This is a genomic window from Lysobacter sp. GQ73 (assembly GCF_059758755.1).
Window position 1 is genome coordinate 95,228 of the sequence record NZ_JCAXEE010000009.1, and the last position, 21,821, is coordinate 117,048.

Annotated in this window: 20 protein-coding genes and 1 tRNA gene; 14 read left to right on the forward strand and 7 right to left on the reverse strand. The window is 68.8% G+C overall.

Annotated features, from left to right (window positions below):
• The first annotated feature begins 83 nt into the window (after positions 1 to 83).
• Positions 84 to 1,589 (forward strand): anthranilate synthase component I, encoded by a 1,506-nt coding sequence (gene trpE, locus AC6CH2_RS20715; protein WP_498270865.1) that lies wholly within the window; start codon positions 84 to 86, stop codon positions 1,587 to 1,589.
• A gap of 165 nt (positions 1,590 to 1,754) precedes the next feature.
• Here trpE and AC6CH2_RS20720 read toward each other — a convergent pair whose 3' ends face one another.
• A complete protein-coding gene (locus AC6CH2_RS20720; RefSeq protein WP_498270866.1) occupies positions 1,755 to 3,320 on the reverse strand; it encodes an endo-1,3-alpha-glucanase family glycosylhydrolase in 1,566 nt (521 codons plus the stop codon).
• Between the two features lie 630 nt (positions 3,321 to 3,950).
• On the opposite strand from AC6CH2_RS20720, the gene AC6CH2_RS20725 reads away from it, so the two are divergent.
• Genes AC6CH2_RS20725 through AC6CH2_RS20745 form a run of 5 tightly spaced genes read left to right on the forward strand, consistent with a single transcriptional unit; the run spans position 3,951 to position 7,512 of the window.
• Positions 3,951 to 4,532 carry an anthranilate synthase component II gene (locus AC6CH2_RS20725; protein WP_498270867.1) on the forward strand — a complete coding sequence of 194 codons (582 nt, stop codon included), beginning with the start codon at positions 3,951 to 3,953 and terminating at the stop codon, positions 4,530 to 4,532.
• Positions 4,533 to 4,571: 39 nt separating this feature from the next.
• Positions 4,572 to 5,606, forward strand: a complete 1,035-nt coding sequence (gene trpD, locus AC6CH2_RS20730; RefSeq protein ID WP_498270868.1) for an anthranilate phosphoribosyltransferase — start codon at positions 4,572 to 4,574, stop codon at positions 5,604 to 5,606.
• 36 nt (positions 5,607 to 5,642) lie between these two features.
• Positions 5,643 to 5,984: an antibiotic biosynthesis monooxygenase family protein gene (locus AC6CH2_RS20735; protein WP_498270869.1), complete on the forward strand. Its 342-nt coding sequence runs from the start codon at positions 5,643 to 5,645 to the stop codon at positions 5,982 to 5,984.
• Positions 5,981 to 6,772, forward strand: a complete 792-nt coding sequence (gene trpC, locus AC6CH2_RS20740) for an indole-3-glycerol phosphate synthase TrpC (protein ID WP_498270870.1) — start codon at positions 5,981 to 5,983, stop codon at positions 6,770 to 6,772. The genes AC6CH2_RS20735 and trpC overlap by 4 nt, the downstream gene beginning before the upstream one ends.
• Complete coding sequence (locus AC6CH2_RS20745; protein ID WP_498270871.1) at positions 6,769 to 7,512, forward strand: HAD-IB family phosphatase; 744 nt, start codon at positions 6,769 to 6,771, stop codon at positions 7,510 to 7,512. Before trpC ends, AC6CH2_RS20745 begins: the two co-directional genes overlap by 4 nt.
• Before the next feature lie 185 nt (positions 7,513 to 7,697).
• Here the strand turns inward: AC6CH2_RS20745 and AC6CH2_RS20750 are convergent, their stop codons facing one another.
• Positions 7,698 to 8,162 (reverse strand): global regulator CLP-associated N-acetyltransferase, encoded by a 465-nt coding sequence (locus AC6CH2_RS20750; protein WP_435394438.1) that lies wholly within the window; start codon positions 8,160 to 8,162, stop codon positions 7,698 to 7,700.
• An 8-nt stretch (positions 8,163 to 8,170) separates the two neighbouring features.
• Positions 8,171 to 8,860 carry a cAMP-activated global transcriptional regulator CRP gene (gene crp, locus AC6CH2_RS20755; RefSeq protein ID WP_031371492.1) on the reverse strand — a complete coding sequence of 230 codons (690 nt, stop codon included), beginning with the start codon at positions 8,858 to 8,860 and terminating at the stop codon, positions 8,171 to 8,173.
• A gap of 215 nt (positions 8,861 to 9,075) precedes the next feature.
• Between crp and speD the strand changes: the two genes are divergently transcribed.
• Entirely contained in the window at positions 9,076 to 9,870 is a 795-nt protein-coding gene (speD, locus tag AC6CH2_RS20760) for an adenosylmethionine decarboxylase (RefSeq protein WP_031371493.1), read from the forward strand.
• Between the two features lie 252 nt (positions 9,871 to 10,122).
• Here speD and coq7 read toward each other — a convergent pair whose 3' ends face one another.
• Both coq7 and AC6CH2_RS20770 read right to left on the reverse strand, forming a co-directional pair.
• On the reverse strand, positions 10,123 to 10,764 hold the full coding sequence (gene coq7 / locus AC6CH2_RS20765) for a 2-polyprenyl-3-methyl-6-methoxy-1,4-benzoquinone monooxygenase (RefSeq protein ID WP_498270872.1): 642 nt from the start codon (positions 10,762 to 10,764) through the stop codon (positions 10,123 to 10,125).
• Positions 10,765 to 10,801: 37 nt separating this feature from the next.
• Positions 10,802 to 11,974, reverse strand: coding sequence for a (Fe-S)-binding protein (locus AC6CH2_RS20770; RefSeq protein ID WP_498270873.1), 1,173 nt, complete (start codon positions 11,972 to 11,974; stop codon positions 10,802 to 10,804).
• Positions 11,975 to 12,145: 171 nt separating this feature from the next.
• Between AC6CH2_RS20770 and rplM the strand changes: the two genes are divergently transcribed.
• From rplM to AC6CH2_RS20785, 3 genes are all read left to right on the forward strand, one after another.
• Complete coding sequence (gene rplM / locus AC6CH2_RS20775; RefSeq protein ID WP_031371496.1) at positions 12,146 to 12,574, forward strand: 50S ribosomal protein L13; 429 nt, start codon at positions 12,146 to 12,148, stop codon at positions 12,572 to 12,574.
• A 10-nt stretch (positions 12,575 to 12,584) separates the two neighbouring features.
• Positions 12,585 to 12,977, forward strand: a complete 393-nt coding sequence (gene rpsI / locus AC6CH2_RS20780; RefSeq protein WP_435394435.1) for a 30S ribosomal protein S9 — start codon at positions 12,585 to 12,587, stop codon at positions 12,975 to 12,977.
• 45 nt (positions 12,978 to 13,022) lie between these two features.
• Positions 13,023 to 13,097, forward strand: a tRNA-Gln gene (locus AC6CH2_RS20785).
• A gap of 379 nt (positions 13,098 to 13,476) precedes the next feature.
• Here the strand turns inward: AC6CH2_RS20785 and AC6CH2_RS20790 are convergent.
• Positions 13,477 to 13,965 (reverse strand): GNAT family N-acetyltransferase, encoded by a 489-nt coding sequence (locus tag AC6CH2_RS20790; protein WP_498270874.1) that lies wholly within the window; start codon positions 13,963 to 13,965, stop codon positions 13,477 to 13,479.
• A gap of 220 nt (positions 13,966 to 14,185) precedes the next feature.
• On the opposite strand from AC6CH2_RS20790, the gene AC6CH2_RS20795 reads away from it, so the two are divergent.
• Positions 14,186 to 14,737, forward strand: coding sequence for an ECF-type sigma factor (locus AC6CH2_RS20795; protein WP_435394433.1), 552 nt, complete (start codon positions 14,186 to 14,188; stop codon positions 14,735 to 14,737).
• A 32-nt stretch (positions 14,738 to 14,769) separates the two neighbouring features.
• Positions 14,770 to 17,556, forward strand: a complete 2,787-nt coding sequence (locus AC6CH2_RS20800) for a serine/threonine-protein kinase (RefSeq protein WP_498270875.1) — start codon at positions 14,770 to 14,772, stop codon at positions 17,554 to 17,556.
• Positions 17,557 to 17,730: 174 nt separating this feature from the next.
• Here the strand turns inward: AC6CH2_RS20800 and AC6CH2_RS20805 are convergent, their stop codons facing one another.
• Positions 17,731 to 19,701 (reverse strand): M23 family metallopeptidase, encoded by a 1,971-nt coding sequence (locus AC6CH2_RS20805; RefSeq protein ID WP_498270876.1) that lies wholly within the window; start codon positions 19,699 to 19,701, stop codon positions 17,731 to 17,733.
• A 359-nt stretch (positions 19,702 to 20,060) separates the two neighbouring features.
• Here AC6CH2_RS20805 and AC6CH2_RS20810 point away from each other — a divergent pair, with 359 nt between their 5' ends.
• Both AC6CH2_RS20810 and maiA read left to right on the forward strand, forming a co-directional pair.
• On the forward strand, positions 20,061 to 21,047 hold the full coding sequence (locus AC6CH2_RS20810) for a fumarylacetoacetate hydrolase family protein (protein ID WP_498270877.1): 987 nt from the start codon (positions 20,061 to 20,063) through the stop codon (positions 21,045 to 21,047).
• A 98-nt stretch (positions 21,048 to 21,145) separates the two neighbouring features.
• Complete coding sequence (gene maiA / locus AC6CH2_RS20815) at positions 21,146 to 21,808, forward strand: maleylacetoacetate isomerase (RefSeq protein ID WP_498270878.1); 663 nt, start codon at positions 21,146 to 21,148, stop codon at positions 21,806 to 21,808.
• The last annotated feature ends 13 nt before the right edge of the window (positions 21,809 to 21,821 follow it).

Below are 21,821 nucleotides of genomic sequence, written 5' to 3' on the forward strand. Positions count from 1 at the left end.
TTTCCTTTGTGCCGACGTGGGTTGGCGATGGTGGCCGTCGGCCATCGTCGCTCCTGCCCACTCGTCCATGAAGGAACTGCCGCGTGATTTCGCACGAACTCTTCCAGCAACAGGCCGCTAACGGCTACACCCGTATTCCGGTCGTGCGCGAGGTCCTGTCCGACCTCGATACCCCCCTGTCGGTCTATCTCAAGCTCGCCGACGGCCCGCACACCTATCTGTTCGAGTCGGTCGAGGGCGGCGAACGCTTCGGCCGGTACTCGATCATCGGCCTGCCGGCGCAGCGCGTGTACGCGTTCGCCGGCCACAGCCTGTTCGTCAGCGAACACGGCGAACTGATCGACAGCCGCGTGGTCGACGACCCGCTGGCCGAAGTCGAGCGGCTGCGCACCGAGTACCGCGTGCCCAAGATCGACGGCCTGCCGGGGTTCACCGGCGGTCTGGTCGGCTGGTTCGGTTTCGAGTGCATCCAGTACATCGAGCAGCGCCTGACTGGTCCGCAGCCCGGGGGCGTGCACAAGCCCGACGAACTCGGTACCCCCGACATCCTGCTGATGCAGAGCGAGGAGATCGCGGTATTCGACAACCTCAAGGGTCGTCTGTACCTGATCGTCCACGCCGACCCGCGCGAGCCGCAGGCGTTCGCCCGCGCCAACCGCCGCCTCGACCAGCTCGTGCACCGGCTGCGCATCGGCGGCGCGAGTTATCCGGAAACCCTGGATCCGGCCGGCCTGGACGAAGGGGATTTCGTCTCCGGTTTCACCCGCGAAGGCTTCATCGAAGCGGTCGAGAAATCGAAGGAGCTGATCCGCGCCGGCGACATCTTCCAGGTGGTGCTGTCGCAGCGCCTGAGCGTGCCGTTCAAGGCGCGTCCGGTCGACGTCTACCGCGCGCTGCGCGCCCTGAACCCGTCGCCGTACATGTACTTCCTCGACGTCGGCGGCACCCAGGTGGTCGGCTCGTCGCCGGAAATCCTGGTGCGCCTGCAACACACCGACGACGGCGGTGCCGAAGTCACCGTGCGACCGATCGCCGGCACCCGCCCGCGCGGCAAGACGGTCGAGGAAGACAATGCGCTCGAAGCCGAATTGCTGGCCGACCCGAAGGAGCGCGCCGAGCATCTGATGCTGATCGACCTCGGCCGCAACGACGTCGGCCGCGTGTCCGAACCCGGCACGGTCGAAGTCGGCGAACAGTTCGTGATCGAGCGCTACAGCCACGTCATGCACATCGTCAGCGAAGTCACCGGACGGTTGAAGGCGGGCATGAGCTATATGGACGTGCTGCGTGCGACCTTCCCGGCCGGCACGGTCAGCGGCGCGCCGAAGATCCGCGCGCTGGAAGTGATCCGAGAGCTCGAACCGATCAAGCGCAACGTCTATTCCGGCGCGGTCGGCTACATCGGCTGGCACGGCGACGCCGACACCGCCATCGCGATCCGCACCGCGGTGATCCAGGACGGCCGCCTGCACGTGCAGGCCGGCGCCGGCATCGTCTACGACTCCGACCCGCAGAAGGAATGGGAGGAGACGATGAACAAGGGCCGCGCCCTGTTCCGTGCGGTGGCCGAGGCGGCGCGGGGGTTGTAACGGCTGCGCGGATGCGTTTTGGGTAGGAGCGGCGCGAGCCGCGACCCGCGTCGGCCGGCGTAGCGGCGCGGTCGCAGCTTGCGCAGCTCCTGCAAAGAGCTGCGCTGCTGTTTTCGTCGTCATCGAATCGCGCCACCCGATAGCGCGAATCCGCCTTAGACAGGCTTACAACGGCCGTGCGCAATCGATGCTGCCGCCTGCGTAGTAGGTCATGTCCTGGTAGTCGACCGAGGCGCGCACCGGCGTCGCGCTGGTCAGCGATTCGACGACCTGGTTGCCGCGGCTCAACTCGAACTGCGGTGTGGTGCCGGCGATCAGCGGCACCTTGAACGAGGTCATGCCGGCCGCGGCCTGCACGCTGCGCAGGTCGCTGCCCTGGCGGATGCTGAGCAGGCCGGGCTCGGTCAGGAAGGCGAGCAGTTCGACCTGGTTCTCGGCGACCGGTCCGGACGGGATCGTGAACGCACCGGCGGTCTGCTTCGTGGTGTCGTACGGCGCATCGGTGCGGTGTTTGCGATGGAAGTAATACAAGGCGTCGCGCGCGATCGGCGGCGCTTGGCCGGTCTTGAACCAGGCCGTGTAGTAGGCGAGCAGGTCGGCCACCGCATAGCCGCGGGCGCGCGATGGCGCGACCTGGGTTTCGCCGTAGTCGTTCCAGGTCAGGATGTTGAGCATCTGCGCATCGCTTTCGATGGCCTTCTCGAACAAGGCGCGCAACGTCGCGCTGTTCGACGACTCCCAATGGCGCAGTTCGACCTTCTCGGCGCTCTTGCGCACGCGCATGTCCTGGAACGCGACCCGCGCCATCCAGTCCAGGCCGTGCCGACGCGCGTCGATCGCCTCGCTGAGGTTGGAGGCGGCCTGGCTGGCGGTCTTGCCTTCGAAGATCGAATAACCGGCCATGGTCGCGCGCCACTCCGCGATGTTCGGAATCGAGTTCATCGCAGTGCGCGACAGGAACATCGGGTACCAGGCCGGTTCGACGCCCTGCGCGCGCAGCAGGGCGAGCATGTGCCGCCACCACAGGATCGGCTTGCCGCCGTCCCTGATCGGCCGTTCGGGCGCGAACGTGGCCACGGGCACGCGGCCGTCGGGCAGGCGGAACACCGAGGGGTGGTCGATAACGGCGAGCAGGGTCTGCGCGAGTTCGTCGGGTGTGTCCTGCGCACCCTTCGGAAACCCGGGCGCGAGCAGGATGCGGAACTCCGGATCGACCGCCTTGGCCGCGGCCAGCATGTCGCGCACCCGGTTGAAGCGGTCGTCGACATGGGTCTGCCGGTAGGACATTTCCAGGATGAAACCGTCCAGCCCCATGGCGATGGCCTGGCGGATCTCGACTTCGAAGTTGAGCTGTTTCCAGTTCGGTTCCGGGCGTTTCGGCATCGGCAGCGGGCGGTCGCGCAGCAGGCCGCCGGTGCTGAGATATTCCAGGTTGCCGCTGCTCGCGCCGGTCGGGCTGAGCCAGCGCTCGTACCAGTTCTTGCTGTCGGCCTCGTTGTGGGTCGAGAGCTGGAACGGTGGGAAATACCAGGCGAACACTTTCTTGCCCGAGGCGTGCAGGGCCTGCGGGCTCGGTGGCACGAACGGATAGCACTGCGCCGAGGCGGCGGCGTCGACTGCCGGCAGCGGCGAGTGGAGCCGGTCCGGGCCGCGCGCGATCGTGCTCGGGGCGAGGGCCAGGGCGGCCAGGAGAATCGCGCAACGGTGTAGCCGGGAACGTGGAGCGTGCATGACGTCCATCCTTCGATAGGGATCGGGTCGCGGGTGCGAGGCGGGTGCCGGAGCGGGGCCGGCGAGTTCACGCTATCGGCCGGCCGCGGCGGAGACTGCTTCGTTTCTTGCTATTGCCAACTGGCACACATATCGGGGCCCTCGCGGGGCGCCGCGGCGGCCTCGCACAGACCGGCGCCCAGCGGTTACAGTAGCCGCATGATCGTTCGCGCAATTCCGCAGAACTCCCCGAAAGCCGGCCAGGCTTGGCGATGGTGGCGTGCCGCCGTCGTCCGTTCCCTGCCGCCCTTCGAGGACTCCCTGCGTGACCCCGCCTACGATTCGATGCTTTCCGACGGCTGAGCGCCGTCGAGGTTTTCCGGCCGCCACGCGCGGCCGCGGTACGCCGGCCGCCAAGTGCGGCCGGGCCCTGCCCGGCGCAGCAGCGCTATTTCAGGTCCGACCCCTGTCTGCGGCCTCATCGAGGCGGGATAATCCTGGGCTGGCGTTCGCCGGCGCGGCTCTGCCGTACCGCTGCGGACGGCCCCGGGCGAGGGCGCCGCATCTCCCGCAACACCTTGCCGGCACGATGACGGGCCCCTGGCCCGCGGTCGTGCGGCTATCCGGTATCACCCGCATTCGAGGCGCGTCATGTCCGTTCTGATGATCGACAACTACGACAGCTTCACCTACAACCTCGTGCAGTACCTGCAGGCGCTCGGGGCCGAAGTGAAGGTGATCCGCAACGACGACCTGAGCGTGGCGGAGATCGACCGGCTGGCGCCGGAACGCATCATGATTTCGCCCGGGCCGGGCACGCCGAACGATGCCGGCGTGTCGCTGGAGGTGATCCGCGAACTCGGCCCGCGGGTGCCGATCCTCGGCGTCTGCCTCGGCCACCAGAGCCTCGGCCAGGCCTATGGCGGCGACGTGATTCGCGCCCAGACCATCATGCACGGCAAGACCTCGCGCATCCGCCACGAAGGCCGCGGCGTGTTCGCCGGCCTGCCGGACAGCTACCGGGCCACGCGCTATCACTCGCTGGTGGTGTCGCGCGACAGCTTGCCCGAGGCGCTGGAGATCACCGCCTGGACCGAGAACGAGGACGGCAGCTTCGAAGAAATCATGGGCCTGCGCCATCGCGAGTATCCGGTCGAAGGGGTGCAGTTCCATCCCGAGTCGATCCTGACCGAGCACGGCCACGCGCTGCTGAAGAATTTCCTGACCCGATAACCGCCGCGGCGCGCCCGCCCCGCCAGGACCCGAATCACGATGCCACTGACCGCCCAAGAAGCCCTGCAACGCACGATCGAGCACCGCGAGATCTTCCACGACGAGATGGTCGATCTGATGCGCATGATCATGCGCGGCGAAATCTCGCCGACCATGACCGCGGCGATCCTCACCGGCCTGCGGGTCAAGAAGGAAACCGTCGGCGAGATCGCCGGCGCGGCGACGGTGCTGCGCGAGTTCGCCCGGCCGGTGCAGGTCGGCGACCGCACCCACCTGGTCGACATCGTCGGCACCGGCGGCGACGGCGCCCACACCTTCAACATTTCCACCGCGAGCATGTTCGTGGTCGCCGCGGCCGGGGCCAAGGTGGCCAAGCACGGCAATCGCAGCGTGTCCTCGAAGTCGGGCAGCGCCGACGTGCTCGAAGCGCTGGGCGCGGCGATAGAGCTGCAGCCCGAGCAGGTGAGCCAGTGCATCGACCGTGCCGGGATCGGCTTCATGTTCGCGCCGGTGCATCACCCGGCGATGAAGGTGGTCGCGCCGGTACGGCGCGAGATGGGCGTGCGCACCTTGTTCAACATCCTGGGCCCGCTGACCAACCCGGCCGACGCGCCGAGCATCCTGATGGGCGTGTTCCATCCCGACCTGGTCGGCATCCAGGTGCGCGTGCTGCAGGAGATGGGCGCGCAGCGCGCGCTGGTGGTGTGGGGCCGCGACGGCATGGACGAGCTCTCGCTCGGCGCCGGCAGCCTGGTCGGCGAACTGCGCGACGGCGTGGTGCGCGAATACGAAGTGCACCCGGAGGACTTCGGCATCGCGATGGCGGCCAGCCGCAACCTGCGCGTGGCCGATGCGAGCGAGTCGAAGGCCATGCTGCTGCAGGCGCTGGAAAACCGCGACGGCCTGCCGCGCGAGATCGTGGCGTTGAACTCCGGCGCCGCGCTGTACGCCGCCGGCGTGGCCGAGAGCATCGCCGACGGCATCGAGCGCGCGCGCGGCGCGCTGGCCTCGGGGGCCGCGCGGGAGAAGCTCGACGAGTTCGTCGCGCTGACCCGGGAATTGACCGGGGCCTGACCGCCGTCGCCCACAGAACACGACTCAGGAGCCAGCATGTCCGCCCGCTTCGCCGAATTGCCCAAACCGCCGTATTACGCGGTCATCTTCAGCTCCCAGCGCAGCGAGGGAGACGATGCCGGCTACGGCGAGGCCGCCGAACGCATGGTCGAGCTGGCCGCGCAGCAACCGGGCTTCCTCGGGGTCGAGTCGACCCGCGGCGACGACGGCTTCGGCATCACCGTAAGCTATTGGTCCGACGAGGCGGCGATCGCCGCCTGGAAACGGCAGGCCGAACACGCCGCCACCCGCGCCTACGGGCGCGAACATTGGTATCGACATTTCGAGTTGCGCGTGGCCAAGGTCGAGCGCGCGTACGGGAGCAAGGGCAAGGCATGAGCGACATCCTGAACACCATCCTCGCGCGCAAGCACGAGGAGATCGAACAGCGCAGCCGGGTGCGCTCGCTCGCCGATCTGCGCGCGCGCGCGGCCTCGCAGGCGCCGGCCCGCGGGTTCGTCGACGCGATCAAGCGCAAGCATGCCGCCGGCGAAGCCGCGGTGATCGCCGAGGTCAAGAAGGCCAGCCCGTCCAAGGGCCTGATCCGCGCCGACTTCAAGCCGGCCGAGATCGCGCGCAGCTACGAGGCCGGCGGCGCGGCCTGCCTGTCGGTGCTGACCGACGTCGATTTCTTCCAGGGCAGCAACGCCTACCTCGGCGAAGCCCGCGGCGCCTGCACGCTGCCGGTGTTGCGCAAGGACTTCACCGTCGACCCCTACCAGGTCTACGAGGCGCGCATGATCGGCGCCGACGCGATCCTGCTGATCGTCGCCGCGCTCGAGGACGGGCCGATGATCGAGATGGCCGGCCTGGCGATGGAGCTGGGCATGGACGTGCTGGTCGAAGTCCACGACATCGACGAGCTCGAACGCGCGCTGCAGACCGATTGCGAGCTGATCGGGGTCAACAACCGCAACCTGCGCACCTTCGAGGTCTCGCTGGACACCACCCTCGCCCTGCAAGCGGCGGTGCCCAGGGACCGTACGCTGGTGACCGAGAGCGGTATCGCCACGGCGGGCGATGTCGCCCGCATGCGCGGGGCCGGTATCGAAACCTTCCTGGTCGGCGAAAGCTTCATGCGCGAAAGCGACCCGGGCGCGGCGCTGCGGCGGTTGTTCGCGGCGTGAGCGCGGTCCGTCCCGCGCGGTTTCCGGCGGTGCGCGCCGACGCGCCGCTGATCGTGTTCGACTTCGACCACACCCTGTACGACGGCGACTCCGGCAGCCACCTGTTCGCCTGGCTGATCAAGCGCTCGTGGTGGCGGGTGCTGCTGGCAAGCCTGATCGCGCCGGTCGCCGGGCCGATGGTGGCCTGGCTGAAGACCCGCCGCCTCGGCATCTCGGCCTTCGTCTGGGTCGGCACCGTCGGCATGCACCGGGCCGGTTTGCTCGACGTCATGATCGACCGCTACGTCGCCCGGCACACCGCGCAGATCCGCGGACGACTGCTGCCGATCGCGCTGGAGGTGCTGCATCGCCACCGCGAGCAGGGCGACCAGGTGGTGATCGCGACCGGCGCGCCGCCGGAACTGGCCCGCGCCATCCTGGCCTTCGTCGCCCACGAGGACGTGCCGGTGGTCGGCACCCTGGTCGGCCCGCGCCTGGGCGCGCTCGGCGCCCGCCGCCACTGCCATTCCGAAATGAAGATGACGATGCTGCGCGAGTCCGGCTTCACCGGGCCGGTCGAGACCGCCTATTCGGACAGCAGCGCCGACCTGCCCCTGCTCAAAGCCGCGCGCAGGCCGGTGGTGGTCAACCCCAAGGCCGCGCGGGTGGAGATGTTCCGGCGCGTGCTGCCGGCCGGCACCCCGATCCTGAACTGGGGTTGCCCGGGGCGGGGCGGCGATCCGGTGTCGCCGGCGGTTTAGATGTTCTCGCCGGTGCGGGCGGGAGCGCGGTCGCGGCTTGCGCCGATTCTGCCCGACCGCAACGCCGCAACGGGTAAGAGCGGCGCGAGCCGCCGCGGCCGTGGCGCCCCGACGCGCCGCCGCATGGATGTTCAGAGTGGATCGGGCTACGGGCTACGGGCTACGGCGACGCCGCAATCCGGGCCTCAGTCGCCCAGCATCTTCACGAACTTGACCGACGAGCCGTTGGAATAGCCGCAGGCGCGGTAGAAGTCGTGGGCGTCGGTGCGGCGGATATTGCTGGCGACCTCGACCCGGCCGACCCCGTCGCGGCGGGCGCGGCGCTCGACCTCGCGAACCAGCAGACGGCCGATGCCCTGTCGATGGCAGGACTGGGCCACCACCAGGGCGGTGATGCGGGTCAGCAGGTTGCCGCGGGTCAGCGAATAGCGGGTATGGCTGGCGATCAGGCCACAGGCGTGGCCATCGAGTTCGGCCAGCAGCAGGTCGTGGCGCGGGTCTTCGCGCAGCACGGCGATGCGTTCGAGGGCTTCGTCGCGGGTGCAGGGGTAGCCGAGCTGGCTGAGCAGCTCGGCGACATCGCTGGCGTCGCCCAGCTCCGCGAGCCGCACCGTGGGTGCGGTCTCGGAGGAGGGCGCGATGCGTCCCACCGGGGCCCTTAGCGGGTCCCGTAGAGAACGACGGTCTTGCCCCGGGCGTGCAGCTTGCCGTCGGCCTGCAGCTTCTTCAGCACGCGACCGGCCATTTCACGCGAGCAGCCGACCAGGCGCGAAAGCTCCTGGCGCGACACCCGCAGCTGAGTGCCCTGCGGATGGCTCATGGCCTCGGGTTCCTTGGCGAGGTCGTGCAGGGCACGGACGATGCGGTCGGTGACGTCGAGGAAGGCCAGGCGGCCGGCCTTGCGGCTGGTGTCGAGCAGACGCCGGGAAATCTGCGCGCCGATCGCATACAGCAGCTTGGGCGCGTCCAGCGAGAGCCGGGTCAGCAGCAGGTCGTAGAGGCGCTCGTGCCCGATTTCGGCCAGTTCGCAGGTGCTGCGCGTTCGCAGGATCACCTCGCGATGGTCGCTCTCGATGAACAGGCCTAGCTCGCCGACGAACTCGCCGGGGCCGAAATAGCCCAGGACCAGTTCACGTCCGTCCTCTTCCTCGGTGATGATGCTCACCGAGCCCGAGACGACGTAATACAGCGTGCTGGCCGGATCCCCGGGGCGAAACACGTCCGTACGGGACGGGTAACGGCGACGGTGGCAATGGGCCAGGAAGCGTTCGATCGTTGCGCCGTCCGGCAGCAACGGGCTATTGGTTCTGCGCAATGCAGTCAAGGGGGCTACCGGGTTGGCGGACATTGGGAATGGGCTTTGGCTGTCGGCCGAGCTTAGGGCGATACGGCCGCGTGAGCAAATCCTGCCGTTGAAAATCCCGGTCCGATAGAGAGCGATGATGGAAGCGCAGAGACGGTCACGCTTTTGTAATCGACGCAGTCCAAAACCTAGCTGCGTTTCCCCCCGGGGCCAATTGCCTCATAATCGCGGCCCTCGCCGTCCGTCCGGATATTCCTACAGTGGTCAAGCCGTTGCCGCGCCTGAGGTTGCAGGGTTTCAACAACCTCACCAAGGCCCTCTCGTTCAATATCTACGATGTTTGCTTTGCCGCCTCGGAGGACGAGCGCGGTCGCTATATCGAATACATCGACGAGGCGTACAACGCCGACCGCCTCACCCAGATCCTCACGGATGTGGCGGAGATCATCGGCGCCAACATCCTCAACATCGCCCGCCAGGACTACGACCCCCAGGGCGCGTCGGTGACGATCCTGATCTCCGAGGAGCCGGTGATCGACAAGAAGGCGGCCGGCAAGGAGATCATCTCCGACGCCGTGGTCGCCCACATGGACAAGTCCCACATCACCGTCCACACCTATCCGGAGACCCATCCGGACAGCGGCATCGCGACCTTCCGGGCCGATATCGACGTGGCGACCTGCGGGGTGATTTCGCCGCTTAAGGCCTTGAATTACCTGATCGAAAGCTTCCAGTCCGACATCGTGGTCATGGACTACCGGGTGCGCGGCTTCACCCGCGACATCAAGGGCAAGAAGCACTACATCGATCACAAGATCAATTCGATCCAGGACTACCTGGCCAAGAACATCAAGTCGCGTTACGAGATGATCGACGTCAACGTCTATCAGGAAAACATCTTCCATACGAAGATGCACCTGAAGGAATTCGACCTCGACACCTACCTGTTCGAGGAAAAGGCCAAGAACCTCTCGTTCAAGGAGCGCATGAAGATCGAAGCGCGCCTGCGCCGCGAGATCGAAGAGCTCTATCACGGCCGCAACCTGGTCGATTGAGCCTCTGCGCGATGCACGCTAAAGGCCGGCGAAAGCCGGCCTTTTTTGTTTCGGGATGAAGTCGGGTCCCTCCCCGCCGCCCGGCTTGCCTCCCTCTCCCGCCTGCGGGAGGGGGGGGCGGGGTGAGAGCAGAGGGCTCGGACCCGTAACCGCCCCAGGGAAGGGCGAACCCTCGCCCCAACCGGGTCCGTGAACGGGAGAGGGCGCTGAAAGCCAGGCTTGCCGGGGTACATGCCCCGCGGGCCCCGAGCCTCAGACCCGGTAAGCCACGGCCTTCATCAGCTTGGATGCCGCCGCCATCAGGGCCGGCACTGGCATCGGCAGGATCCGCGCGCCGGCGGCTTCGGCGTTCTCGGCGTGGCGGGCCTCGTCGGCCTTCATGGTGCGCAGGATCGCCCGGCTGCGCTGGTCGGCCTCGGGCAGGGACTGCAGGTGTTCGTCGATATGCGCCTCGACCTGGCGCTCGGTCTCGACCACGAAGCCCAGGTTCCAGCCGTCCCCGCGCAGGCCGGCGAGGGCGCCGATGGCGAAGCTGCCGGCGTACCACAGCGGGTTCAGCAGGCTCGGGCGGCTGTCGAGTTCGCGCAGGCGGTCGGCGCACCAGGCCAGATGGTCGGTCTCTTCCTGGGCGGCTTCGAGCAGGTGGCCGCGGGTGGATTCGTCGCGGGCGACCGCGGCCTGGCCGCAGTACAGGGCCTGGGCGCAGACCTCGCCGACGTGGTTGATCCGCATCAGGCCGGCCGAATGGCGGCGTTCGCCGGGTTCGAGCACCAGTTCGGCGGTGTTGCCGGCGGGGTTCGGGCGTTCGGCGCCCGGGGCGCCGAATACGGTATCGAGCGCGCGCTGTGCTTCGCTGAGCACGCGGTCCAGGGGGCTGAGTTCGCGGGTCGTCATGGCGCCGATTCTAAGGCGAGGCCGGCGTAGAAGTCGGTTAATCGGCCGCCGGTGCGGCTCCGCCTTCGTCGAGCAGCCCGGCCAGGAACTCCAGCGGATGCTGGACCGGGATCGCGGTGCCGCCGCCCAGGTGCAGGCGGCAGCCGATGTTGGCGCTGAGCAGCACGCTGGCGCCGCTGTGCGCCAATTGTTCGAGCAGCGGAGCGCGGTATTCGGCCGCGCGCGCCGGGTCGGCCAGCATCTGGCTGCCGGCGGCGCCGCAGCAGCCGTAGCCGGCGTCGAGTTCGACCACCTGCAGCCCGGGCACCCGCGCCAGCAGGCGGCGCAAGGCCGGTACCGACTTGACCACGTTGCGCTGGGTGCAGGGCAGGTGCACGGCGATGCGTTGTGGCGAGGGCCGGAAGCGCAGGCCCGCGCCGGCCTGGTCGAGGTAGGCGATGGCGTCGACCACCCGGGCCTGCGGCGCGAGCGAATGCGCCAGCGCGGTATGGCAGCCGCTGGCCAGGCTCAGGACGGTGGCGTGGCCGGAGAACGCGCCGCGGTTGGCCTGGGCCAGGTCCTGGGCCGCGGCGGCATTGCCGGCGTGCTCGTGCAGGGCGCCGCAGCAGCCCTGGCCGGCGACCGGGTCGAGTTCCACCCCGAACGAGGCGCACAGCCGCGCCGTGGCCGCGCGCAGGGCGCTTTCATAGGTGTCGGCCACGCAGCCCACGAACAACCCCGCGCGGGCCTGTACGGCCGGCAGGGGGCGTGCTGGCGGCATCGTGACTGGCCGCGTCGGGCGCGGCAACGCGCGCCAGGCCTCGGGCAGCCAGGGGTAGCCGACCCGATACAGCGACAGGGCTGCGGCCAGCCAGCGCGGCCGCGCCGCCAGGCCTTCGATCAGGCGCTGGCGCCAGGCCGGCGGCCGGCGCTCGCGCTGGCGGCTGCGTGCCAGGACCAGCAATCGGCCATAATCCACGCCGGCCGGGCACACCGACTCGCAGCTGCGGCAGCCCAGGCAGTGATCGAGATGAGCGTCGGACGTCGCGGTCGCGACGATGCTGTCCAGGGCCCAGGCCCGGGCCAGGGCGATCCGGCCGCGCGGGGATTCGGCTTCGAGCCGGTCGCGGCCATAGGTGGGGCAGGCGGGCAGGCACAGCCCGCATTGCACGCAGCGGTCGGCCAGAGCCACCAGGGGATCGGCGGAGGGCGGGCGACGGTCGTGCGGCATGACCATCGATGCTAGCACGGGCCAAACCCAGGCTTGCGCGATCCCGGGCGGCCCGCTATCATTCCGCCTCTTTCGTTCCGCAATCACAACGCGAGGCGACGTTCCGACGCCCTTCCCGCACCGGGAAACGGCGGAACCAGCCCGACCACTGTGCCCACATAAAGAGTTGTCATGAAGACTTTTACCGCCAAGAACGAGACCGTCCAGCGCGACTGGTACGTCGTCGACGCGTCGGGCAAAACGCTCGGCCGCTTGTGCTCCGAACTCGCGCGCCGTCTGCGCGGCAAGCACAAGCCCGTCTACACCCCTCACGTCGATACCGGCGATTACCTGGTGGTGATCAACGCCGAGAAGATCGCCGTCACCGGCAACAAGCTGCAGGACAAGATGTACTACCGGTTCACCGGTTACGTCGGCAACCTGAAGAGCGAGACGCTGGGCCAGGCGCTTGAGCGCCACCCGGAACGCGTCATCGAGATCGGTGTCAAGGGCATGCTGCCGAAGAATCCGCTCGGCCGCGCCATGTATCGCAAGCTCAAGGTCTACAAGGGCTCCGAGCATCCGCATACCGCCCAGCAGCCGCAGCCGCTCGACATCTAAGGTAAAGACCATGGCTATCCAGCAGAATTACGGCACCGGCCGCCGCAAGTCGTCCACCGCCCGCGTGTTCCTGCGCAAGGGCGACGGCAAGATCACCATCAATCAGCGTTCGATCGAAGAGTTCTTCGGCCGCGAAACCGCGCGCATGATCGTCCGCCAGCCGCTCGAGCTGACCCAGTCGACCGACAAGTTCGACGTCAACGTGACGGTCGCCGGCGGCGGCATCACCGGCCAGGCCGGCGCGATCCGTCTCGGCATCGCCCGCGCACTGGTCGAGTACGACGAAACCCTCAAGGGCGAGCTGCGCAAGGCAGGCTTCATGACCCGCGACGCCCGCGAAGTCGAGCGTAAGAAGGTCGGTCTGCACAAGGCTCGTCGCGCAACCCAGTTCTCGAAGCGCTAATTGTTGTTTTTGCGCGTCGCGTTTTTGCGCTAATATCGGTTCCATAGCCCCGTCGCCAAGCGGTAAGGCACCTGACTCTGACTCAGGCATTCGGTGGTTCGAATCCATCCGGGGCTGCCATACCCAAGTCCGATTCCTGCTTGACGGCTCGAATCGGCGACCTGAAACCCGCCGCGAGGCGGGTTTCTTGTTTCCAGCATGAGCCCGCCGCGAGGCGGGTTTCTTGTTTCCAGCATGAGCCCGCCGCGAGGCGGGTTTCTTGTTTTCCAGCATGGGCCCGCCGCGAGGCGGGTTTCTTGTTTTTACCCAGCATGAGCCCGCCGCAAGGCGGGTTTCTTGTTTTCCAGCATGAGCCCGCCGCGAGGCGGGTTTCTCGTTTGTGAAGTTACGAGCTCGCCAAATGGCGGGATTCTTGTTTGCGAGGTCCGCCCCCCCTACGACGGGTTTCCTGGTTCTGCGACCAGCGTCGCTCCGTCGAAACCGCGCGCGGAACGTGCCCTCAATCCGCGCTCAAGACCCTGACCAGGCTGAGCTCATCGCGCAGCGGGATGCCGTGCCGCCCCAGCAGCGCAATCGCCGGGTTCGCCTCGCGTTCCAGATCGATCGCGCCGGCGGCGAGCCGGTGCAGGCGGAAGCCGCGGCGCTGGTAGAAACGCAACGCGTCGAGGTTGTCGTTGGTGGTGCGGGTCAGCAGCCGGCCCAGGCCCAGCGCGCGTGCCCGATCGGCCGCGCATTCGACCAGGCGGGTGCCGAGGCCGGCCTGCGGCTGCACCGCATCGAGCGTGACGATCTCCGACTGCAGCGGGTCGTCGAGCAAGGTGACCAGGCCGGCGATCGCGCCGTCCGCAGCCAGCGCGATGAAGCCCGGCAGGACCGCGGCATCGATCGCGCGGCCGTCGAGCATGACGATCGGCCCGCCCCAGCGCCGGTCGAGGAAGGCGCGAATGGGGCCGTGGTCGCTGGCTTCGATGGCGCGGGTAGGCGGCATGGCGGTGAGGACGTGCGGGGCGCAGCGCGACACTTTAGCGCCGGTGCCGGCGCAGATCGTGACCGATGGCGGTCGTCGCCTGTGCGCGAAGCGATCGCAACGCGGGCGCCGCCGAGGGCGGCCGACGGCGACGAGCGATCGCGGCTGTGACCGCCTGGTCTCCGCGGTTCGCGCCACTCGGCTACCATCCGCGGCGCGGGGGCGACGTTGGGGAGCGCGCATGAGCGAAGATCTGACTCGGTTGCTGCATGACTGGCGCGGTGGCGACGTCGCTTCGCGCGACCGCCTGTTCGCGCTGGTCTACGACACCTTGCGCGGCATGGCCGCGGCGCGCCTGGGCGGGCGCAACGGCCAGCGCACCCTGCAGCCCACCTCGCTGGTCAACGAAGCCCTGATCCGCCTGATCGGCGGCGAGGTCGAGTGGCAGGACCGCGCCCACTTCTACGCGCTGGCCGCGCTGAAGATGCGTGCGGTGCTGGTCGACCAGGCGCGCGCGCAGGCGGCGGCCAAGCGCGGCGCGCGGCCGGTCATGCTGACCTTGTCGCATGCCGATCTGCACGGCGGCCAGACCGTCGGTTTCGACGTGCTGGCCCTGCACGATGCGCTCGAGCGCCTGGCCGAGCGCGACCCGCGTTCGGCGCGGGCGGTCGAAATGGCCTACTTCGGCGGCATGGAGCAGCGCGAAATCGCCTGCGTGCTGGACGTCTCGGTGCCGACCGTCGAACGCGACCTGCGTTTTGCCCGGGCCTGGCTCGGACAGCAATTGGGCTGAGCGCCCGCCGATCGGACGCGACAGGAGGCGATATGGAAACCCAGCGCTGGCACGACCTGCGCCGATTGTTCGATGCGGTATGCGACCTGCCGGCCGAGCGCTGGGCGGAGCGGTTACATGCGCTCAGCGACGATCCGGCGCTGATCGCCGAAGCGCTGGAGTTGCTCGGCGCGCAGACCGAGCACTTCGACCGCGTCGTGCAACCGCTCAGCGAGTTGGTCGCGGGCCTGCCCGACAGCGAACTGCAGGTCGGCGACCGGCTCGGCGCCTGGGTGTTGATCGAACGGCTGGCGAGCGGGGGCATGGGCACGGTGTTCGTGGCCGAACGCGCCGATGGCCTGTTCCGCCAGCAGGTCGCTATCAAGCTGCTGCGCGGCAGCGGCTTCAACCAGGCCGAATTCGCCCGCCGCCTAGCGGTCGAACGGCAATTGCTGGCCGAACTGCAGCACCCCAACATCGCCCGCCTCTACGACGGCGGCACCACCCCGAGCGGGCAGCCCTATCTGGTCATGGAGTACGTACTCGGACGCGACCTCGACGAGTATTGCGAACAGCGCCAGCCCGACCTGCGCCAGCGCCTGCAGTTGTTCCAGCGCATCTGCGCGGCGGTGCAGAGCGCGCACCAGCGCCTGATCGTGCATTGCGATCTCAAGCCCGGCAACGTGATGGTGCAGGACGACGGCGAGCCGGTCCTGCTCGATTTCGGCATCGCCCAGGTGCTCGATCACCAGGCCGGCGACGACAACGCCTCCTACGGGACCTTCTGCACGCCGGCCTACGCCAGCCCGGAACTGCTCGGCGGGGCGCGGGTCAGCGTGGTCAGCGACGTGTTCGCGTTGGGCGTGCTGTTGACCGAACTGCTGGCCTGCCGCTCGGTCGAACGCGGGCCGGCCGACCGCGACCTCGCGGTGCCGCTGCCGAGCGAGTGGGCCGGGCCGGACTGCGCCTGGCGCGAGCGCCTGCGCGGCGACCTGGATGCGATCGCCGCCCGCGCCTGCGCGCTCGATCCGCGCCAGCGCTATTCCTCGGTCGAAGCCTTGTCCCAGGACATCGGGCGCCACCTCGCCTGGCGACCGGTGTCGGCGCGCACGCCCACCGTGGGGTATCGCTTCGGCCGCTATCTGCGCCGGCATTGGCGCGAGACTGCGGCCGCGGCGTTGGTGCTCGCGCTGGCCGGCGGCTTCGTCTGGCGGGTCACCGCCGAGCGCGCGCGCGCCGAGCGCGAGGCTTCGGTCGCACGCCAGGTCAGCGACTTCCTGGTCTCGGCCTTCGACGCCGCCGACCCGCGCATGCGCGGCGCGCAGGCTGGGCAGGAGCTCAGCGCGCGGCAGGTGCTCGACGCTTCCGCCGCTCGCATCGAACACGGACTCGACGACACTCCGGCGATCCGCGCGCGGCTGCGCGCGGTGCTCGGCCGCGCCTATCGCAACCTCGGCCAGCCGCAGCGCGCCGAAGCGCTGCTCGACCAGGCCGCACGCGAGTTCCTCGACCCGGCGGTGGACCGGCCCGACCAGGCCGCGCAGGCACTGTCCGATCTGTCGCGTTCGCTCAGCGACCGCCAGTACGGCGCCCAGGCCGTCGCCGCCGCGCGCCGCGCGCTGGGCCTGCGCGAGCGCGACGGCGAACCGCGCGCGCTCGCCGATGCCTACGACACCCTCGGTCTGGCCCAGGTGGCCGACAGCCAGTACGCCCAGGCCGAGCGCAGCTTCGAGCGCTCGCAGCAGTTGCGCAGCGAGCGCGGCCTGCGCCAGTCGCCCGACGAACGCGCGGCGATGCTCGCCCGGCTCGCCCAGCTGTACCGGCGCCGCGGCGAACTCAAGCGCGCCGAGCAGACCTATCGCGACGCGCTGGAGATCAACCGCGAAACCGGCACCGACCCGGTCGCCGTCCAGCTCAACCAGTTCGGCCTGGCGAGCACCCTGTTCGGGCTCGGCCGCGTGGCGGAAGCCCGACGCGAGCTGGTCGAGAACCTGAGCCTGGCGCGCGATCTGTACGGCGAGCAGAGCGACATGGTCGCCAACATTCATGTCGACCTGGCCAACGCCACCCAGGACCTCGGCGATTACCGCCAGGCCGGCGAGCACTACCGCGCCGCGCTCGAGATCATGGCGGTCGTGGCCGGCGAGCGCAGCCTGGATTACGCCCGCATCCTCAACAACTACGCGGCGCTGTCGCTGGAGCGCGGCGACCTGGCCGAATCCGAGCGGCGCCTGCGCCAGGCCTTGTCGATCCGCCGCGAGCACTTGCCGGCGGACGAGCGCCGGGTGCTGCGCACCGAGAACGCGCTCGGGCTGGTGCTCGCGCGCGGCGGCCGCAGCGAGGAGGCGCGCTCGCTGGTCGAGCACAGCGCTGCGGTCTGGCGGCGGCGTTATCCGGACGACCATCCGGGGCTGTTGATGGTCGCGTTGACGCGGGTCGAGTGGCTGCTGAGCCGCGACCGCCTCGACGAGGCGCAGACCGAACTCGAGGCGATCGACCTCGGCCGCGGCGAATACAACGCCTTCATGCTGGCGCGGATTCCGGCCCTGCAGGCCGAACTCGCGCAACGCCGCGGACGCTGGGACGAGGCTGAAGCGGCCTGGGCCAGGACGATCGAAGACAGCCGGGTCGCTTACGGTGCGCAGCAGGTCAAGACCGCGAGGCTGCGCGTGCCCTATGCCGAGGTGCTGCTCGCTCGCGGCGATGCGCGCGCCGCGGCGGCGCAGGTGCAGCTCGCCGAGGCGGTGCTGCGGCGCGAGATGTACAGCGAGTCGGAGCTGTTGCGGCGCCTGCAGTCGGTCAAGCGGGGCGCGCCGCGGGTGCAGGTGGCGGCGCGCTGAGCGAGCGCCCGTTGTGATCCATCGTGCGGTGGTCGAGCCGCTGCGTGAGTATCGATGCGCCCCGTGGCCGCGGCATCCACCTGCGCAAAAAACACGCCGCCCGAGGGCGGCGTGTCGGTTCGCTGCGGCAAGGACGTTACCGCGGCGATGTCTTGCCGATGCGCTCGCCGCCGATCATTCGACCGCTTGCACGTCGACCAGGCGCAGGCCCTTGGTCGCGTACTTCTCGGCCGACTGGTACAGCGACTGGTAGCCCTTGACCGCTTCCAGGGCATAGCCGCCGCTGCCGGCGCGGAACACGCCGACGTAGTTGCGCACGCCGTCCTCGACGAAGCTGTCGACGTCGATCAGTCGCAGACCGTTGTCGCTGAGCTCGTCCCACTTGCTGGTGAACGCGGCCCAGCTGTTGGAGCGCCACAGGGCGTGGTTGTCGGTGCCTTCGCGGTATACGCCGATGAACTGGCGCTGGCCGTTGCCGATGTCGAAGCTTTCCATGTCGATCAGGCGCAGGCCCAGGCCCTTGGCGATCTCGCGCTGATTGGCGAAGGCGCTGAAGCCGGTGTGGCTCCACAGCCCGGCGTTGCCGTTGCCGGCGCGGAACACGCCGACGTAGTGGCGCTTGCCCGCGCTCAGGTAGGTGGTCAGGTCGAGCAGGCGCTGGCCGCCGTCGGACAGCTCCTTCCATTTGGCGGTGAAGTCGTCCCAGTTGTCGAAGTTGTACAGCGCGCCGGCGCCGCTGCCGCGCTTGTACACGCCGACGAAGTGGCGGTCGCCGTTCTCGACGTAGTTCTCGACCTGTTCCAGGCGGAAGCCGTCGGCCGACAGCTCCGACCACTTCTGGGTGAACGCGGTCCAGTTGGGGCGATTGACCCGCAGCTCGATCTCGCTGCTCGCCTTCCACACGCCGAGGAAGGTCTTGGCGTCGGTTTCGGCGGCGTCGAAGGGATACGCGGTGCTGGACGGATAGATCAGGCTGTAGGGATGCGGCGCGGAGTGGTTGCTGAGCTGGGTCCAGTCGGTCGGGTCCATGCTGTCGGCGGCGGCCATGGCCTTGGCTTCGCCCCAGGTCAGGCTCTGGATCTGGGCGAAGGTCATCGGGCGCGGACGCAGGTCGTTGCCGTCGCAGGGCGTGCTGGTGCTTTCCTGGGTCACGTGGACGTGCACGTGCGGGCCGCTGGACTTGCCGGAATAACCGACCTTGCCCAGGTACTGGCCCTGCTTGACCGTCGCGCCCGGCACCAGCAGCTCGGCCGGGATCGAACCGGGCTGCATGTGCGCGTACAGGGCGATCTCGTCGCCGGTCTTGATCTTGAGATAGTTGCCGCCGGCCGAGTACTGGCCGGTGCTCGGTGCGATCGGTTCGGGTTCGATTTCCTTGCTGACGCGCGGATAGTTCTTCCATTCCGGCAAGTCGTTGAGGGCGCTGCAGACGATGCCGTCGGCCATTGCGTACAGCGGCAGACCGTAGGCGCGCTGGCTTTCGGCCTTGTTCGGGTCGGCGCCGGGACGCTTGGCGTCCCAGGTGCTGCCGGTCCAGCCGGTGACGCTGGTGTCGAGGCCGAAGGCCTGGCTGCCGCCGGGGTGGTTGCTCGAGGTCTGCCAGGCTTCGTTGGCGCGCAGGTCGGTGATCTTGCCCGGGTAGCGCAACGGGCCGTCGTTGTTGGTGCCCGGCGCGAACGACAGGTTCTTGATCACCGGGTTGCGGTAGCCCTGCACGTAGACCGCGATCTTGACCATGCTCGGGTAGGGCGCGGTGATCACGATCGGGTAAGATGACGGCACTTTCGGCGCGTCCGGATCGGCATTGAAGTAGTCGCACTTGCAGTTCTGGAAGGCGTAGGTCTTGCCGGGGTCGATCTGCACCGGGGCGAGGAAGTTGGAGGCGAGCTGGTCGAGGATCTCGACCTTGGTGATGGTCAGCGGCACGGAATCGTCGTTGCGGATGCCCATGCGCAGGGACACGCGGCCTTGCTTGGCGCCGCCGACCTGGGCCGGGCCGATCGCCTCGAACAGGACCCGGCCGTCCTTGATCGGATTGACCACGTCGATGGTGAGGGCCTGGGCGTGGACGCCGGCGCTGGCGCCGAACCACAGGGCGAGGGCGGCGGGCAGGGCGCGCAGGACGAGAGCGGATTGCGGTTTCATGAGGAACTCCAAAGGCATGATTGAGGAATCACGCGGTCGCAGAGGGACGTGCCCTCAACCCGATCCCTGGATCGTTGACCTGGCTGGGCCTGCCCCGGCGAACCCGGGCGTGACCACGCCGCGCTTAACTCAACAAACCGGCAAACGGCGGCCGGACCCATCACGGCCGCGAAACTTTTTTTCGCGGTAGGCTGCGCGGGACCCGCAACGGCGTCCGCAGCCCCGGGCCGAACCTCGCGCGACAGGCGCCCGGCGCCCGGATTCAGTGCTGGAACGCCGCGGCCGGTGATAACCGGCGCGCGAGTGGTTACAATTGAAACCATCGCGCTGCGGCGCCCTGCACCGACATCGAGGCCTGGATGAAACTCGGATCCCTGAAGGAAGGCGGCCGCGACGGCACGCTGATCGTCGTCTCGCGCGACCTGACCCGCGCCGTGCGCGCCACCGGCATCGCCGAGACCCTGCAGCGCGCGCTGGAGGACTGGTCGAACACCGCGCCGCGCCTCAACGCGCTGTCGGACGCGCTCAACGAGGGACGCGCCGCGGATGCCTTCGAGGTCGATTTCGCCGCCCTGGCCGCGCCCCTGCCGCGCGCTTACGAATTCGTCGACGGCAGCGCCTACCTGCCGCACGTCGAGCGCGTGCGCCGCGCCCGCGGCGCCGAGGTGCCGGAGAGCTTCTACGTCGATCCGCTGATGTACCAGGCGGTCAGCGCCGGTTTCTACGGCCCGCGCGACCCGGTGCGGGTGGTCAGCGAGGATTACGGCATCGACCTGGAAGCCGAGGTCGTGATCGTCACCGACGACGTGCCGATGGCGGTGACGCCGGAGGCGGCGGCCGCGCACATCCAGCTGATCGGCCTGGTCAACGACGTGTCCCTGCGCAACCTGATCCCGAACGAACTCGCCAAGGGCTTCGGCTTCCTGCAGTCCAAGCCGCGCTCGGCGCTGAGCCCGGTGTTCGTCACCCCCGACGAACTCGGCCCGGCCTGGATCGACAGCAAGGTTCACCGCCCGTTGCTGACCCACATCAACGGCGAGTGGTTCGGCGCGCCGGAAGCCGGCATCGACATGCAGTTCAACTTCGCCCAGCTGGTCGCCCATGCCGCCAAGACCCGGCCGCTGTCGGCCGGCACGATCGTCGGCTCGGGCACCGTGGCCAACGAGGACACCAGCCTGGGCGCATCGTGCTTCGCCGAGAAGCGCACCGTCGAGACCCTGGAGCACGGCAAGCCGTCGACGCCTTTCATGAAGTTCGGCGACACCGTGCGCATCGAGATGCTCGATGCCGAAGGCCGCAGCATCTTCGGCGCGATCGAGCAGCGCATGGAGCGTCCTTCCGCCTGACGGCAGCGGCGGGTACGACGAGAGGTCGTCCGACCGCGGGGCGCACCCGGTAAGGTTTGCGTCCTGCCGATCGGGCAAGGCAAGCGAGGCGGATCCGGGTGAGCGAACAATTGCGGTTGTATTCCTACTGGCGCTCCAGCGCCTCCTACCGGGTGCGCATCGGCCTGAACCTGAAGGGCCTGGATTACGAGACCGTGCCGGTCCACCTGGTCCGCGACGGCGGCGAACAACACGCCGCCGCCTATCGCGAACTCAACCCGCAAGGCCTGGTGCCGCTGCTGCAGCACGGCCAGCGCAATCTGACCCAGTCGATCGCGATCCTGGAATACCTCGACGAGACCTGGCCGCGGCCGAACCTGCTGCCGGCGACCGCGCGCGATCGCCAGCGGGTGCGCGCGATCGCCCAGACCATCGCCTGCGAAATCCATCCGCTCAACAACCTGCGGGTGCTGAAATACCTCGACGGCACCTGGAACGTGCCCCAGCCGGAGCGCGACGGCTGGGTCAAGCACTGGATTTGCGAGGGTTTCAAGGCGCTGGAGACGATGCTGGCCGGGGACGAGGCTACCGGCACCTTCTGCGTCGGCGACCTGCCCGGGCTGGCCGATTGCTGCCTGGTGCCGCAGATTTACAACGCGCGCCGGTTCGGCGTACCGCTCGAGGAGTTCCCGACCCTGTTGCGGATCGAAGCGGCCTGCCTGGCCCTGCCGGAGTTCGATGCGGCGCGGCCGGAGAACCAGCCGGATCGGGCGCCCGGGTGATTCGAGGAGTGAA

Coding starts and splice junctions, on each gene's coding strand:
- crp (WP_031371492.1), bottom strand. CDS start 8,860: ATGTCCGCCAACCCGGTAGCCCCCTTGACTGCATTGCGCAGAACCAAT.
- AC6CH2_RS20790 (WP_498270874.1), bottom strand. CDS start 13,965: ATGCCGCCTACCCGCGCCATCGAAGCCAGCGACCACGGCCCCATTCGC.
- AC6CH2_RS20720 (WP_498270866.1), bottom strand. CDS start 3,320: ATGCACGCTCCACGTTCCCGGCTACACCGTTGCGCGATTCTCCTGGCC.
- AC6CH2_RS20770 (WP_498270873.1), bottom strand. CDS start 11,974: ATGCCGCACGACCGTCGCCCGCCCTCCGCCGATCCCCTGGTGGCTCTG.
- AC6CH2_RS20725 (WP_498270867.1), top strand. CDS start 3,951: ATGTCCGTTCTGATGATCGACAACTACGACAGCTTCACCTACAACCTC.
- rpsI (WP_435394435.1), top strand. CDS start 12,585: ATGGCTATCCAGCAGAATTACGGCACCGGCCGCCGCAAGTCGTCCACC.
- AC6CH2_RS20805 (WP_498270876.1), bottom strand. CDS start 19,701: ATGAAACCGCAATCCGCTCTCGTCCTGCGCGCCCTGCCCGCCGCCCTC.
- AC6CH2_RS20800 (WP_498270875.1), top strand. CDS start 14,770: ATGGAAACCCAGCGCTGGCACGACCTGCGCCGATTGTTCGATGCGGTA.
- AC6CH2_RS20810 (WP_498270877.1), top strand. CDS start 20,061: ATGAAACTCGGATCCCTGAAGGAAGGCGGCCGCGACGGCACGCTGATC.
- trpD (WP_498270868.1), top strand. CDS start 4,572: ATGCCACTGACCGCCCAAGAAGCCCTGCAACGCACGATCGAGCACCGC.
- coq7 (WP_498270872.1), bottom strand. CDS start 10,764: ATGACGACCCGCGAACTCAGCCCCCTGGACCGCGTGCTCAGCGAAGCA.
- trpC (WP_498270870.1), top strand. CDS start 5,981: ATGAGCGACATCCTGAACACCATCCTCGCGCGCAAGCACGAGGAGATC.
- rplM (WP_031371496.1), top strand. CDS start 12,146: ATGAAGACTTTTACCGCCAAGAACGAGACCGTCCAGCGCGACTGGTAC.
- AC6CH2_RS20795 (WP_435394433.1), top strand. CDS start 14,186: ATGAGCGAAGATCTGACTCGGTTGCTGCATGACTGGCGCGGTGGCGAC.
- AC6CH2_RS20735 (WP_498270869.1), top strand. CDS start 5,643: ATGTCCGCCCGCTTCGCCGAATTGCCCAAACCGCCGTATTACGCGGTC.